This window comes from Thiohalocapsa halophila (assembly GCF_016583825.1).
Lineage (GTDB): Bacteria > Pseudomonadota > Gammaproteobacteria > Chromatiales > Chromatiaceae > Thiohalocapsa > Thiohalocapsa halophila.
Window position 1 is genome coordinate 99973 of sequence record NZ_NRRV01000002.1, and the last position, 14724, is coordinate 114696.

At 67.7% G+C, this 14724-nt stretch carries 15 protein-coding genes; 4 read left to right on the top strand and 11 right to left on the bottom strand.

Annotated features, from left to right (window positions below; genetic code table 11):
• Positions 1–53 precede the first annotated feature (53 nt).
• From glnE to CKO31_RS01600, 4 genes are all read right to left on the bottom strand, one after another.
• Complete coding sequence (gene glnE / locus CKO31_RS01585) at positions 54–2933, bottom strand: bifunctional [glutamate--ammonia ligase]-adenylyl-L-tyrosine phosphorylase/[glutamate--ammonia-ligase] adenylyltransferase (RefSeq protein ID WP_200233379.1); 2880 nt, start codon at positions 2931–2933, stop codon at positions 54–56.
• Positions 2926–3864: a D-hexose-6-phosphate mutarotase gene (locus tag CKO31_RS01590; protein ID WP_200233380.1), complete on the bottom strand. Its 939-nt coding sequence runs from the start codon at positions 3862–3864 to the stop codon at positions 2926–2928. Before CKO31_RS01590 ends, glnE begins: the two co-directional genes overlap by 8 nt.
• A gap of 301 nt (positions 3865–4165) precedes the next feature.
• Entirely contained in the window at positions 4166–4432 is a 267-nt protein-coding gene (locus CKO31_RS01595; RefSeq protein ID WP_200233381.1) for a hypothetical protein, read from the bottom strand.
• Between the two features lie 85 nt (positions 4433–4517).
• Positions 4518–5165, bottom strand: a complete 648-nt coding sequence (locus tag CKO31_RS01600) for an O-methyltransferase (protein ID WP_200233382.1) — start codon at positions 5163–5165, stop codon at positions 4518–4520.
• 165 nt (positions 5166–5330) lie between these two features.
• Here CKO31_RS01600 and CKO31_RS01605 point away from each other — a divergent pair, with 165 nt between their 5' ends.
• Entirely contained in the window at positions 5331–5915 is a 585-nt protein-coding gene (locus tag CKO31_RS01605) for a YqiA/YcfP family alpha/beta fold hydrolase (RefSeq protein ID WP_200233383.1), read from the top strand.
• A 121-nt stretch (positions 5916–6036) separates the two neighbouring features.
• Here CKO31_RS01605 and CKO31_RS01610 read toward each other — a convergent pair whose 3' ends face one another.
• Positions 6037–7227, bottom strand: a complete 1191-nt coding sequence (locus tag CKO31_RS01610; protein ID WP_207147917.1) for a TraB/GumN family protein — start codon at positions 7225–7227, stop codon at positions 6037–6039.
• 281 nt (positions 7228–7508) lie between these two features.
• Between CKO31_RS01610 and CKO31_RS01615 the strand changes: the two genes are divergently transcribed.
• From CKO31_RS01615 to CKO31_RS01625, 3 genes are read left to right on the top strand one after another with little or no spacing between them, the layout of a single operon-like run.
• Entirely contained in the window at positions 7509–7934 is a 426-nt protein-coding gene (locus CKO31_RS01615) for a hypothetical protein (RefSeq protein WP_200233386.1), read from the top strand.
• Between the two features lie 15 nt (positions 7935–7949).
• Positions 7950–9071 (top strand): AI-2E family transporter, encoded by a 1122-nt coding sequence (locus tag CKO31_RS01620; RefSeq protein ID WP_200233389.1) that lies wholly within the window; start codon positions 7950–7952, stop codon positions 9069–9071.
• A 48-nt stretch (positions 9072–9119) separates the two neighbouring features.
• Positions 9120–9485: a DUF3301 domain-containing protein gene (locus tag CKO31_RS01625; RefSeq protein ID WP_322789067.1), complete on the top strand. Its 366-nt coding sequence runs from the start codon at positions 9120–9122 to the stop codon at positions 9483–9485.
• A gap of 28 nt (positions 9486–9513) precedes the next feature.
• Here the strand turns inward: CKO31_RS01625 and CKO31_RS01630 are convergent, their stop codons facing one another.
• The 6 genes from CKO31_RS01630 to CKO31_RS01655 form a co-directional block, all read right to left on the bottom strand.
• A complete protein-coding gene (locus CKO31_RS01630; RefSeq protein ID WP_200233390.1) occupies positions 9514–9933 on the bottom strand; it encodes a ClpXP protease specificity-enhancing factor in 420 nt (139 codons plus the stop codon).
• 62 nt (positions 9934–9995) lie between these two features.
• Positions 9996–10601, bottom strand: coding sequence for a glutathione S-transferase N-terminal domain-containing protein (locus CKO31_RS01635; protein WP_200233392.1), 606 nt, complete (start codon positions 10599–10601; stop codon positions 9996–9998).
• Between the two features lie 421 nt (positions 10602–11022).
• A complete protein-coding gene (locus CKO31_RS01640) occupies positions 11023–11763 on the bottom strand; it encodes a cytochrome c1 (RefSeq protein WP_200233394.1) in 741 nt (246 codons plus the stop codon).
• On the bottom strand, positions 11760–13031 hold the full coding sequence (locus tag CKO31_RS01645) for a cytochrome b (RefSeq protein WP_200233396.1): 1272 nt from the start codon (positions 13029–13031) through the stop codon (positions 11760–11762). The genes CKO31_RS01640 and CKO31_RS01645 overlap by 4 nt, the downstream gene beginning before the upstream one ends.
• Positions 13031–13627, bottom strand: a complete 597-nt coding sequence (gene petA, locus CKO31_RS01650) for a ubiquinol-cytochrome c reductase iron-sulfur subunit (protein ID WP_200233397.1) — start codon at positions 13625–13627, stop codon at positions 13031–13033. Before petA ends, CKO31_RS01645 begins: the two co-directional genes overlap by 1 nt.
• Before the next feature lie 328 nt (positions 13628–13955).
• The gene (locus CKO31_RS01655; protein WP_200233400.1) at positions 13956–14705 is read right to left on the bottom strand and encodes a Nif3-like dinuclear metal center hexameric protein; all 750 of its coding nucleotides are present in this window, start codon (positions 14703–14705) and stop codon (positions 13956–13958) included.
• Positions 14706–14724: the final 19 nt, after the last annotated feature.

Here is a 14724-nt window from a genome sequence, read left to right on the forward strand (position 1 = left end):
GAAGCTCGCGGGCGGGCTTGACCGGGGCGCGCACCGAGACACGCCTGAGCGCGTCAGTCCATCAGCTGCTGCCAGAGTCCGGCGACGGCCTCGCGCTCGGCCACCAGCTCGCTGTCCGATACCAGCCCGGGCGAATCCTGCAAGGCGTTGCGATGGTAGGCGGTGCGCAGGGCCTTGTAGGCGTCGGTGAGCTCCTGCGCGGCGAGGCCGGGCAGTAATGCGAGCCGGTCCAGGGTCTCCAGCAGCCGCACATTGTCCGTCCAGACCGTGAGCTCCGGGTGCTCGGCGGCCCAGCGAAGCACCGAATATTGAACAATGAATTCGATATCGGCAATACCACCGCGGCCCTGTTTGAGGTCGAAGCGGCCTTCCCGGCTCTTGTCCAATGACGCGCGCATCTTCGCGCGCATGTCCCGCACGCGGTTGCGGACCTCAGCCGGGTCGCGCGGCAGCTGCAGAATCTCGGCGCGGATCTGCTGGAAGCGCTCGCCGAGGCGGGCATCGCCGGCCACCGGGCGGGCGCGCACCAGCGCCTGGTGCTCCCAGGTCCAGGCCTCCTCGCGCTGGTAGTTGGCGAAGGAGGCCAGGGTGCGGGCGATCATGCCCTTGTCGCCGTCCGGGCGCAGGCGGGTGTCGATCTCGTAGAGCACGCCGGAGTAGGTCGGCGTGGTCATGATGTGGATGAGGCGCTGCGCCAGGCGCACGTAGAACTGACTGCCACTGACGACGCGCTGGTCCGCCGCCGTAGGCTCGGTGGACGCCTCCGTCAGGGCCTCGTCGTAGAGGAACACCAGGTCCAGGTCCGAGTTGTAGCCGAGCTCGATGCCGCCGAGCTTGCCGTAGCCCAGCACCAGCAGGCCGGGCTGGGTGAGCGCCGTGCCGGGCGGCAGCCCGTGACGCCGGGTAAGATCGCAGAAGGCGATGGCCAGGCTGCGCTCCGTGGCCACCTCGGCGATTTCCGTCAGGTAGTCGCTCACCACCATGAGCGGGATGACGCCGGTAATGTCCGCCGCCGCCGTGCGCAGCTTATTGCCCTGCACGAACTGGCGCAGGCGCTCCATGCGCTGCTCCAGGTCGTCCTCGCCGACGGTGGCGAGCAGCACGTCCAGCTCTTGCTCCAGGTCCGCGCGGCGCAGGGGCTCGTAGAGCCGGCGCGGGTCCAGCAGCTCGTCCAGCAGCAGCGGCTGCTTGGCCGTGCGCTCCGCGAACCAGGGGCTTTTCGCGCTCAGCACCACCAGCTGGCGCAGCACGTCCTGGTGCTCTGCGAGCAGCGCCAGATAGGCGGTGCGCCCGAGCACGGACTCCAGCACCCTCAGCACCCGCGGCAGGGCCAGGTCCGGAACATCGCTCTCGGCGACGGCGGCGAGTAGCGCCGGCACCACGCAGTCCAGGTGCTCGGCGGCACGGGTGCTCAAGCCCCGGCGGGTGGCGGCTTCGCGGAAGTCGGCAATGGCCGCCGCGGCCGCCGCCGGCTCGCGGAAGCCGTGCTCGGTCAGCAGCCGCTCCATCTCGTCGCTGTCCGGCTTCCGGCTCCAGAGCGCGGCCAGGGGGTGCTCGCCGCCGCCGGGCTCGGCGAAGATGGCCTCGAAGCAGCGCTGCACCCGCTCGCGCTGGTCGTCGAGTACCGCCGCGAAGGCCGGCCAGTCGTCGAAGCCCATGCTCTGCGCGAGCCGCTGCCGGGCTTCCGGCTTCTCCGGCAGCACATGCGTCTGGCGGTCCTGCCAGGCCTGGAGACGGTTCTCGGTGAGCCGCAGAAAGCGATAGGCGGAGGTCAGGGCCGCCACGTCGGCGGCGGTGAGCAGATCCTTCTCGCCGAGGCGCGTCAGCACAGGCTGGATGGCCGGGATGCGCAGCTCCGGCTCGCGTCCGCCGCGGATCAACTGAAAGGACTGGCCGATGAACTCGATCTCGCGGATGCCGCCGGGGCCGAGCTTGATGTTGTGCTCCATGCCCTTGCGCTTGAGCTCGCGGGCGATCATCACCTTGAGCGAGCGCAGCGACTCGATGGCGCCGAAATCCAGATAACGCCGGTAGACGAAGGGGCGCAGCATGGCCATCAGCGCCGCCGCCGGCCCCGGTGGCCCGGCCACAACCCGCGCCTTGGTCATGGCATAGCGCTCCCACTCCCGCGCCTGGGCGTGGTAGTAGCCCTCCATGGCATCGAAGCTCATGGCCAGCGGCCCGGCGCTGCCGAAGGGGCGCAGCCGGGTGTCCACGCGGAAGACGAAGCCGTCCACGGTGACCTGGTCCAGGGCCTGCACCAACCGCTGGCCGAGCCGGGTGAAGAACTGCTCGTTGGTGAGCTGTCGGGGACCACCGCGGGTCTCGCCGGTGTGCGGAAAGGCGAAGATCAGGTCGATATCCGAGCTCATGTTGAGCTCGCGGGCGCCGAGCTTGCCCATGCCCAGCACCAGCAGGCGCTGGCGGCGGCCTTCGGCGTCCTCGGGTACGCCGAGCTCGGCCTCGGTCCAGGCCGTGAGCAGCTCCAGTGCGCGCTGGATGCAGGTGTCCGCCAGCGCGGAGAGGCTCTCCAGGGTCTCGTCCAGGCTCGCCCAGCCGGCGAGGTCCCGCCAGACGATGCGCAGCATCTGCCGGCGGCGGAAGCGCCGCAGACAGCGCGCCAGGCCCGGCTCGTCCGGGGCGTCCGGGAACAGGTGCTCCAGCTCCTTGGCGAGCAGGCGATCCAGCTCGCCGGCCTCCGGTGCGCGGCTCAGGGCGTCCTCGGCGATGAGCCGAGCCAGTGTCTCCGGGCTGCGGGCGGCGGTGAGGGCGGCGAATTCGCTGGCGGCCCAGACCTGGGCACGCGCATGCTGGAAGGCGGCATCCTCGGGCACCGCCGACCCTTGCTCCTGCGCCCAGTCCAGCCACTGCGCCCAGTGCCCCGCCGCCGGGCCCTCGCCGGCCACTGCGCTGTCGGCACGCGCGTCAGTCATGCACCAGTCCGTAGCGGCTGGCGAGGCGGTGGCTGCCGCCGGCGGGAATGGTGACTGCATCCGCGGCCGCATTGGTGGTCTCGACACAGACCATCTGCAGGTATTCGTCGTCGCCGAAGTCGCCCATTTGCTTGGACTGCTCGATCCAGGGGTTCCACACCACCGCGGAGCCGCTGCCCTCGCGGTCGATGCGGATCTGGCGGCTCAGCGCAGGGTCGTCGATGACCAGCCGCTCGCCGGTGTCCAGATAGATGCGGTTCACGGGCCCGTCGAAGTTGATGGGGCCGGACTGGGTGATGTGCACGTCGACCTGCCCGGGGTCGGCCGCGCCCGGCTCGCTGCGAGCGACCTTGTCGATGTATTCGTAGCCCGCGAGGCCGAGCACCTGCACCCGGCGCACGTCGCCCACCTTGAAATAGCTGTGCAATGCCTGGGTGACGGTGATTGGCGCCTCACCGGTATTGCGGGTGGTGAGCGCCACGCCCAAGGTGTCCGCGACGGTCACCTCCACCTCCAGCGCAAAGGCGTGCGGCCAGAGCGCGCGGCTGGCCTCGTCGTCGCGGCAGCCGAGGCGCACCCGCGTGCTGCCGTCCACCATGGCCTCGGTGCCCAGCAGCCGCCACTGCCGCGCCCGCACGAAGCCGTGGTCCGGGCGGCCCTTGGCCTCCGGGTCCGGCCCGAACCAGGGCCAGCACACTGGAATGCCGCCCTTGATGGCCTTGCCAGGCTGGAAGTAGGCATACTCGCTGACGAAGAGCAGGTCCTGCGCCGCCCGCTGCGGGTGGAAGGACAACACCTGCCCCCCATAGCTGGAGATCTCCGCGCGGGCGTGCTCGTTGTCGATGCAGATGATCGGAAAGCCGCCTTCGCCGGCACAGATGCTGAGCACGCCGGCGATGCCGAACTCTTCGTTCGCCTGGCCGATGTCCATAGAGGCTCCTGAACGGCCGCTGCGGCCGGTTTGGTTGCTGCGCGTTACCGCGGACAATAGGGGCGATCGGCGCCGACGCGAGCCGCGCCGCGCGCGCCCGCCAGTATAACGACAAGCGCCGGGGTCAGGCGCAGCGCAGACACCGAGGCTTGCAGCCCGACCGCCCGACGGGCCGCTTGCAAGTCGGCGCCCGCCAAGTCAAAGCCAAGCGACGCGGCACAGGCACTCACCGAAGCTGCGCACACCGCAGGAGGCCGCCTGCCGCCGACCGCAGCGCCGGTAAAGCCGTCGGTGCGGACAGCTAGGCCAACAGCTCATCGGAAGAACTGCTGCTGTTGGACTGGAGCATGCGCGCGAAGCGCTCCGGGTCATGCTTGACGATCTGGATGTACTCGTCCAGCAGGGAGGGCCAGTTGCGCCCGCCGTGGGTGCGGATCTTGTCCAGGGCCACCAACAAGAGCTTGGCGGCGGCGCGTAGCTCGCGATCGTCGCCGTCGCCGTAATGGCTGGTGAGCGCCTCGAACAACGCCTCGACACGCTCGGTGGGACTCGGCTGCTTGGCAGACATAGCGCGGGGACCTTCGGCTGAAACACTTTGCCCGCCAGTATAGCCGGGCGAGGGTCGCCGCACGCTGCGCCAGCGCGGCCGCAAATCAGCGCTTCAGCGCCAGCAGCAGCCCGTCGCGGATGGGCAGGATGCTGCCGGTCCACTGCGGGCTGTCGGCAATCAGGCGGGTGAAGCGGCGGATACCGGCGGTGGCCGGGTCGTCGGCGGCAGGATCGAGGACGCGGTTGCCCCAGAGCAGGTTGTCGACGATGAGCACGCCGCCGGGGCGCAACTGGCGCTCGATCACCGGCAGCGACGCCGGATAGTCCTCCTTGTCGATGTCGCTGAAGATCAGATCGAAGCCACCGGCTTGCGCGGAGAGCGCGGCCACGGCCTCACCCACGTGGAAGCGCACAAGGTCCAGCAGCCCCAGCGCCGCCAAGTGCCGGCGGGCCTGCTCCGATAGGTCCTGCTCCCAGACGGTGTGATGCACCTCGCCGGCATCGCCATGGGTCTCCTTGAGGGCCCGGGCGAACCAAGCGGTGGAGTAGCCGAAGCCCGAGCCCAGCTCGAAGATCCGCCTTGCGCCGACCATGCGGGCGACCAGGTAGCACAGCTGCCCGCAAGCCGGACCGATGATCGGAAACCCCTCGGCGGCGGCGAGCGCCTCCATGGCGCGCAGCTCCGCCGGGCGGTCCGGCACCAGCTCGTCGAGATAGGACTGGAGCAGCGCGGGGAGCACGGAGTCGGACATGGCAGCCCCTCAAAAGGCGGCGGGCGCGGCGGCCCGGGTGATTAGGAGAAGATTGCGTAGGCGGGCCGCAGATCAAGACGCGCGAGCCAGCCGGCGGCTGCCGCGCGCCGACGCGAGACTGTACAATGCTGCGCTGCATCAAAAGCGACTGGCGCCAACCGACCCATGCTCATTTACCTGCACGGCCTGAACAGCTCCGGCAACTCCGACAAAGCGAACCGCCTGCGCGACGCCCTGGACCCGCTGCCGGTGCTGGCGCCGGATTATGCCCCACACCGCCCGCACGAGGCCGCGGCCCAGCTCACGGCCGTGCTGGAGCAGGTGGTCGCGGACCATGGGCCGCCGGTGCTGGTGGGCAGCTCCATGGGCGGCTTCTACGGGCGCTGGCTCATCACCCGCCTACCCTGTGCGCATCTGTTCATGATCAACCCGGCGCTGCGGCCTTGGGCACAGCTGCGCGGGCACCTCGGCGAGCAGGTGACGGCCACCGGCGAGCGCTATCGGCTCACCCGTGAGCTGGCGGATCAGACCCGCGACTATGCCCCCGCCCGGCCCTGCGCCAACCTGTCAGCACCCACGACGCTGTTGTTGGACCTGGACGACGAGATCATCGACACCCGGGCGGCGGCGGCGCTCTACCGCGGCTGTGCCCGGGTGCTGGCCTTTCCCGGCGGCGACCATGGCTTCCAGCACCTGGACGAGGTGCTGGATGTGATCAGGGATGCGCTCACGCCCGAGGCTTTGGCTTAGCTCACCGTCTCTGTCAGGCGTAGCTTGGCTAGGCGCCTAGCGAGGACAGCAAGCGCTGGCGGGTGTTGCGTCGGTCAGAGTCGAGCTAGGGGCCTGCGCCGATGCCGGTGAGGATGAGTGACTAGCCGGCGCCGATAACCCGGCCAACGATGCGGAAGCCGGCGATATAGGTGCCGACGGCGGAGCCGAGGCTCGCGAGAATGAACACCAGCAGCACCCGCGAGACGCGGTTGCGCCACCAGCCGCGCAGCGTGGTGACGTCGTCGCGCAGCGCGCCGAAGTCGCCGACACTCGGGCGGCGCAGCATGAGCTCAGCGGCGCCCGTGACCATACCGGCACCGATGGTGGGGTTCAGAGACGTGAGTGGTGCCGCGCAGAAGGCTACCAGGACGGTCAGCGGGTGCGCGGCGGCGACGGCGGCGCCGAGTGCCGACAGCCCGCCGTTGATGAGAACCCAGTCCCAGATCAGATTCCAGCCCAGCTCCTGGCTGCGGGTGAAGCCGTAGGCGAAGACGCCGAGGATGGCGGTCACCACCACCCAAGGAAAGACCCGCCAGAAGCGTGACGGCGGCGGCACCCGATCCAGGGCGGCGATGGTCTCGGCGGGATCCGCGGCCAGTGCACCCGGCGCCGTCAGCTGCTCGGCGACGCCAGCGAGATGACCGGCACCGAGCACCGCCAGCACCCGCTGGTGGCCGCCGGCGGCGAGCTCCTGGCGTAGGCGGGCTGCCATGTAGCGGTCGCGCTCGGTGATGAGGGGCTCGAAGAGGTCTGCGCGGTCCGCGGCGAACTCGGCGAAGGTGGTCTCCAGCACGTCGCCCTGCTTGAGCCGCTCGATCTCCTCCTCGCTGACGGATTCCCGCGAGAGCATACCCGCCAGGAGCCCGGAGAAGAGATTGAGGCGCTTCCACCAGCCCAGATTGGCCGCGGCGCGGCGCAGCGTGACGCCGATATCGCGGTCCACCAGCAGCACCGGCAGGCCGCGCTCGTGCGCCAGCTGGATGGCGGCCCGCTGTTCGGCCCCGGGCTCGATGCCGAACTGATCGGCGAGCCGCTGCTGGTAGGCGGCCAGGGCTAGGCTCGCGGAGACCACATAGACGCGCTGCTCGCGAACGACGGCGAAGAGGTCCATGCGGTTCAGCCGATCCGGGTCGGTCAGGGACTCGAAGCGGCTCGGGCAGAGCTCCACGGCGACCGCGTCGAAGCCCACACCGGAGCCGGCGCCGGCGCCGGCGAGCAGCTTGCGCACCTGCGCCTCGCTGGCGCGGGAGACATGTGCCGTGCCGAGCAGCTGGATCTCGGCGCCGTGCAGATGGACCTCCTTGACGGGCTCCGGGGCCGCCGCGCCCGCGGCGGCATCCTGCTGGGGGTGCGGCTGGGGGCTGGGCTGCGGGTTCTCCGGGGGGCTTGTCACGGCGGCGACGGGCTCCTTGGGGTCAAACAGTGCATGATAGCGCAACCCCTGCGCCCACCGGTGGCCGCGGCGGCATTGGCCGGCGCCGAAGCGGGGTTTATGATGCAGCCGAGCCGATCTTGCGTCAGGTCGGCCAACACCGGCCGCCAAGTCCGCCCCTCCGTACGCAGTCCCTTGCCATGCCCAGCTATGCTCCCGTCGCACCAGCGCTGCTGCCGGCGCTGCTCCTAGGGCTCGCCGCCGTGCTCGCCCTGCCCGGCTGCGCCAACATGGAGCGCGAGCGCAAAGCCAGCGCGCTCCAGGCCAGCACCAACGCCTACCGCGAGGCACTGCGCTGGGGCTACTGGCGCGCGGCCGTCGAGCTGCTGCACCCGGACGCGCGCGAAGAGCTGGACCTGGAGCCGCTGGAGAACATCCGTGTCACGAGCCTCGAAGTGGTCCGCCCCATGAGCATCACGCCCGACGGTAAGGCGCTCAGACTGGTGCAGATCGACTATGTCCTGGAGGACGAGCAGCGAGTGAAGCGGGTGCTGGATCGCCAAGACTGGCGCTGGGACGACAGCCTCGCGGCTTGGCTACTGCACAGCGGGCTGCCGGCCTTCTAAACGCTGCGCATGTCCATGGCAGAGCAAAACGGCTTCACTCCGGCGGCGCGCTTTCTGCTCGTGGCCGGCGCCTTCGTGGTGGTGGTGGCCGGGCTGAAATCGGCGTCGAACCTGGTAACCCCCTTCCTGCTGGCGGTGTTCATCGCAGTATTGGTGGTGCCGCCGCTGCAATACATGCGCAGCCACGGCCTGCCGGCGTGGGCTGCAATGCTGGTGGTAGTGGCGACACTTGTCGGGGCCGGGAGCGCCGTCGTGGGGCTGTTCAGCGGCTCGCTCAACGATTTCAACGCGAGCCTGCCGAGCTATCAGGAGCGGGTGAAGGGCCTGACCGGAGAGCTCGTCACCTGGCTCGACAACGTCGGCATCCATGTCTCGCGCCAGGCGGTCAATTCCATCATCGACCCAGGCCGCATCTTCGGCATGGCAACGGAGCTGATCCGAGGGATCGGCGGCGTGCTGACCAACGCCTTCCTGATTTTGCTGACGGTGATTTTCATCCTGTTCGAGGCCAACAGCCTGCCCAGCAAGCTGCGTGCGGCCCTGCGGCAGCCGGAGGCTTCGCTGAGCCACCTGCACGAGGTGATGCACACCATCAACCGCTACATGTTTCTCAAGTTTTGCACCAGTGTGCTCACCGGCGTTTTGCTCTGGGCCTGGCTGCGCTTCCTTGGCGTGGACTTTCCGGCCATGTGGGGCATGCTCGCGTTCCTGCTGAACTTCGTGCCCACCATCGGCTCCATCATCGCCGGGGTACCGCCGATCATGCTGGCCCTGATCCAGCTCGGTGTCGAGGACGCGCTGCTGGTGACCATCGGGTACATGGTGGTGAACGTCTCCATCGGCAATTTCCTGGAGCCGCGCGTCATGGGTCAGGGGCTGGGATTGTCCACACTGGTGGTCTTTCTGTCGCTGATCTTCTGGGGCTGGGTGCTCGGGCCTTCCGGCATGTTCCTGTCGGTACCCCTGACCATGGCACTCAAGATCGGCTTCGGCGCGAATACCCAGACCTACCCCATCGCAGTCATGCTCGGCCCAGCCGACGAGGCCCGTGCGCTGGTGGCCGCGGGTCGCAGCAATTCCCTGCCGCTGACACCCCCCGAGGACAGTGCCGCCGGCGAGCTGGATCCCGGAGCCTGAGCCTCCGCCGCGCAATCCAATGTCCTTGCCCGCTCCCTTGGCAATGCCGTGAGCCTCACCATCGATAGCTTGGGCGCCCTGCTGGTGGTGCTGCTCGTCAGCTGGCTATGGCTGAATACGCTCAGAGCCCGCGAGCTGGCACTCGCGCAAGCGCGCCGCGCCTGCCAGCGGGCCGATGTGCAGTTGCTGGATCAAGCCGTGGCGCTGCGCGGTATGGCGCTCGTGTGGACGCCCAGAGGCGTGAGGCTGCGCCGGCGTTATCGCTTCGAGTTCAGCAGCGACGGCGTGGAGCGACGTACCGGCCAGCTGGCACTGCTCGGGCTGCGGCTGGAGTCCCTGTGGCTGGAGCCGGATGATACCAACCCAGATGGCGGGCCCGACGACGGGGCGGCGCGCGGGCGCTTCGAGCCCTGAATCGGGCTTTCGCCGAGCCTTGTGGAGGCTATTTGATGACGCGCAGATTGGGGCGCGAGGGCTTCTTGCTGTCGTCATCGCCGGCGACGTCCTCACCGCCGCCGGCCGCGTCGGCGTCGGCCGCCTCGTCCTCGGTCGGCTCCTCATCCGGGAACAGCATGCCCTGGCCGTTCTCGCGGGCGAACAGGCCAACGACGGCCTGTGGCGCCAGCTCGATGGAGAAGGGCTGCCCGCCGAAGCGGGCGGAGAAGTGGATCAGGTCGTTGCCGATCTGAAACCCATGCACGGCCTGCGGCGCCACATTCAGCACGATACGCCCGTTCTCCGCGAACTCCATAGGGACGATCGCGCTGGGGTGCTCAACGTCCACCATCAGGTGTGGCGTCATGTCATTGTCGATGATCCACTCGTAGATGGCGCGAATCAGATAGGGGCGGTTGGAGGTCATGGCGGTCACCGGATGAACGGTGCTGGCAATGCGGCGGCTCAGGAGGATGATCGGATGCGGCGTCAGGCCAGGTCGGCAACCATTTCGCGCTCGGCTTCCGACAGGCTGCGCCGGAAAGACGGCCACTCGAACAGGCGGGTGCTGTACTCCGTCACGGCGACGGCGGCGGCCGGCAGATCCACGCCCAGCGCCGGCAGCCGCCACAGCAATGGTGCGATACAGCAGTCCACCAGCGAGAACTCGTCGCTCATGAAGAAGGCGCTCGCGGCAAATATAGGCGCCGATGTGGTGAGGCTATCGCGCAGCGCGTCGCGGGCCGCCGTGGCGGCGGCGTCGTCTCCGTGCACGATCTGGCCCACGAGCGAGTACCAATCCCGGTCGATTCGGTGCATCAGCAGGCGGGCGTTCGCCCGCCCCACCGGATCTACCGCCAGCAGCGGCGGGTGCGGGAAACGCTCGTCCAGATACTCCATGATGATCTGGGACTCATAAAGCGCCAAGTCGCGATCCACCAATGTGGGCACGGTACCATAGGGATTCGCCTCGAGGACTTCGGGCGGCAGGTCCTGAGCATCCACATCGACGATGGTGATGTTGATCTTTTTTTCCGCCAGCACCATGCGCACGCGGTGGCAGTAGGGACATTTCGGATCGGAGAAGAGCGTCATCACACCTCAACTCTCGGCAGCCGCCGGCATGGCACATCGGCGACGCCCGCCTGGCTGCCGGCAATCCAGGGGCGTGTGTCCTACGGAAGCGTGGCGCGCCGGCAACTTGCACGGCGGCAGATATCGACATCCGAGCCGCTAGGATACACCGAATCGGGTTTGTCCATTTCCCGGACGCAAGGCTGCTATGCAGGGCTGGCAAGAGCCCGCTGCCGCCGGCCCCGACCCGATGTTCGGCGCCTTGCACAGACGTCAGCGCCCGCGGCCCCCGACGTGGTGGCCGGGGAAGCGCGGGCGCTGATGGCGGCAATCAGCGACGCTCGGGCTGCGTCGCATCGGCCGGCCGCCTGGGTCTTGCCAAGGGGTCCTGCCAGGGGGGCCCTGCCAGGGGGGGCCCTGCCAGGCGTGCCTGGCGCGGTCCTCAGTGCACGTCTTTCCAGAATTCCTTCTTCAGGTAGTAGGCGAGAATGAACATTAGGCCCAGGAAGAGCAGCACATAGAGGCCCAGGCTGCGACGCTCGAGCTTGTAGGGCTCGCCGACATAGGTGAGGAAGTTGGTGATGTCCCGGACCATGGTGTCGTACTCTTCAGTCGTCAGCTCGCCAGCCTCCACCAGCTCAACGTCCACCACCCGCGGCTCGCCGCCGCCATCGCCGTGATGCTCTGCATAGACGGGCTTTTGGACACCCTGAAGATTACTCAGAGCATGCGGCATACCCACCTTGGGGAACACGAGATTGTTGACGCCGTAGGGCCGCGAGTCGTCGACGTAGTAGGTCTTCAAATAGGTATAAACCCAGTCGGGGTCACGCCAACGCGTTACCAGGCTCAGATCCGGAATCTCGGTGCCGAACCATTGCTCCCCATCCGCGGGCCGCACCGCGTTGGTCATCATGTCCGTTGGCCTGGCGTCACCGAAGATCAAGTTCTCGCGAAGCTCGTCCTCCGGGATGCCCAAATCCTCGGCCATACGCCGGTAGCGCATGTATTTGAGCGAATGGCAGCCCTGGCAGTAGTTGGCGTAGTACTTGGCGCCGCGCTGCAGCGATGCCTTGTCTTTCAAGTCGATGTTGGCATCCTCCAGCTCCGGGCCGTGGCCGCCGGCGGCGCCGACGGTGAAGGGAAGCAGCAGCAGGATGCCGGCGATCAGGAGCTTGTTCATGTCGTGACCCTCTCCGGCACGGGCTTGGTCTTCTCGAGCTTGGTGTAGATCGGCATCAGCAGAAAGAACGCGAAGTACACCACGGTGAAGATCTGCGACATCAAGGTGTACAGCTCCGTCGCCGGTTGCAGGCCGAGGTAGGCCAGCACCACGAAGGACACGGCGAAGGCGCCCAGGAAGATCTTCGAGAGCATGCCCTTGTAGCGGATGGAGCGGACCGGGCTGCGGTCCAGCCAGGGCATCAGGAACAGGATCAGGATGGCCCCGAACATCACCACCACGCCCGGGAATTGCGAGCCGCCGATGGGAGGCACGGCACGCAGCATCGCGTAGTAGGGCGTGAAGTACCACACGGGCGCGATGTGCTCCGGTGTCTTCAGCGGATCGGCGGGCTGGAAGTTGGGCGCCTCCAGGAACAGACCGCCAAGCTCGGGCGCGTAGAAGACCACCAAGGAGAAGATCGCCGCAAAAACCGTGAGGCCGACGATGTCTTTCACCGTGTAATACGGATGGAAGGGAATGCCGTCCGACGGCGCACTGTCACTCCACTTGTTGCCCTTCGGTCCTTTCTTGATCTCCACGCCGTCGGGGTTGGTGGAGCCAACGGTGTGCAGTGCCACGATGTGCAGGAACACCAGCGCCGCCAGGACGAAGGGAATGACGAAGTGGAACGCGAAGAACCGATTCAGCGTCGTGTCCGAGATGACATAGTCACCACGCACCCAGGTGGACAGCTCCTCGCCGACACCAGGCACCGCTGCAAACAGATTCACGATGACCTGCGCGCCCCAGTAGGACATCTGTCCCCAAGGCAGCAGGTAGCCGAAGAAGGCGGTGGCCATCATGGCGAGGTAGATGACGACGCCGATGATCCACAGCAGCTCGCGCGGCTTCTGATAGCTACCCCACATGAGCCCACGGAACATATGCAGGTAGACCAGGATGAAGAAGAAAGATGCGCCCGTTGAGTGCATGTAGCGGATCAGCCAACCCCAGTTGACATCCCGCATGATGTACTCCACCGACGCGAAGGCCTCTTCGGCGGAGGGCTTGTAGGACATGGCGAGCCACAGACCGGTGACGATCTGCAGCACCAGCACCACAAGGGCAAGGGAGCCGAAGAAGGACCAAAAGCCCATGTTCTTCGGTGCATAGTACTGGGCGAGGTGGTCATTCCAGACCGCCATCACCGGGAAGCGCTTGTCAAGCCAGCCGAGGAAGCCCCCCGGGGCCTGATCCGCAGCGGTAGCCGTGGTATCTGAGCTCATCAGGCCGCTCCTTCATCCTCGCCGACGAGGATGGTGTTCTCGTTGACGTACTTGTGTTTTGGAATCACCAGGTTGGTGGGTGCAGGCACGCCTTTGTACACCCTTCCGGCAAGGTCGAACTTCGAGCCGTGGCAGGGACAGAACCATCCGCCCTTCCAGTTGGCACCCAAGTCGTCCGCCCCGAACTCCGGCCGGTAGGTCGGCGAGCAGCCGAGGTGGGTACAGATGCCGATGGCGACGAAGTATTCCGGCTTGATCGACCGCGTCGGATTGGCGCAATAAGGCGGCTGCTGGGACTCCACTTCGGAGTCTGGATCCACCAACTTGGGCTCCAGCGTAGGCAGCGCCTCCAGCATCTTGTCCGTGCGCCGGACGACCCAGATGGGCTGCCCGCGGTATTTGACGCGGAGCAGCGCGCCGGGTTCCAGCTTGCTGACGTCGGCCTGCACCGGCGCGCCGGCGGCGCGCGCCTTCGCACTCGGGTTCATCGAGGAGATGAAGGGCACGGCGATGAAGCCCACGCCCACGGCACCGACGGCACTCGTTGCAGTGACGAGCACCCGTCTGCGCTTTTGATCCACGCCTTCTGCGTTCATTGTCTGGTCGACCCCCGCTGGGCCCGATGCCTGACGACCCGCCGCTCACACACGCCGGGGCCGCGAAAACGTCGGGCGGTCAAAAGAAAATCAGAATATCGGAAAGCTCTTCTCAAGGAATCGCACATTGTCCGTGATCGATCCAGGCCGGGTCAAGGATATCCCTAATTCACTGCGGTTTTGACGGCACCGATGGCGTTGCCGCAGCGCCCAGCCCAAAGAGACCCCCATTGGACGAAAAAGTGCACCACCGAGCCACGACAAAGCGCAAAACCCTTTGCTATCTGCGGCTTTGCCGCCGCCCGGTTCGGCTCCGGCCCGCACACGGTCAAGCCGGATTGTCGATATCGATGAACCCATGGCCCAGCCCGAAGTGCCCGGCGAGGTGCTCGCCCAAGGCCTGCACACCGTAGCGCTCGGTGGCGTGATGACCGGCGGCGATGTAGTCCAGCCCCAGCTCGCGGGCCTGGTGGACCGTGGGCTCCGACACCTCGCCGCTCAGGTACAGGTCCGCGCCCAGTGCCGCCGCTTGGTCGATGAAGCGCTGCGCCGCCCCGGTGCACCAGGCGATGCGCTGCACCGGCCGCTCCAAGACGGGCACATGCAGCGGACTGCGCCCGAGGCGCTCCGCCACCAGCGCCGCCACCGCCGCGCCGGGCTGCGGCGCTGCCAGCGTCCCGGTCCAGACGAGCCCATCGGCGCTGGCCGCCGCCGCATCCCGCAGGTCCAGCACGGCCGCCAACTGGCGGTTGTTGCCCAGCTCTGGATGCACGTCCAGCGGCAGGTGGTAAGCCAAGAGGGCCAAGCCCCCGCGCACCGCTGCGCGCACGCGGCGGCCGTGCATGCCCACCAGGCGCGGGTCCTCCCCCTTCCAGAACCAGCCGTGATGTACCAGGATGGCATCCGCATCCGCGGCGAGCGCCGCCTCGATGAGGGCCAGGCTCGCGGTGACGCCGCTCACCAGCCGGCGCACCGGCCGCGCACCGGCGAGCTGGAGGCCGTTGGGGCAGTAGTCGGCGACAGTGCTCGCCGCCAAGAGCTCATCGCAATAACGGCCAATCTCGGTGCTGTCGGTCATAACTCCGTTGTCGTTCCGC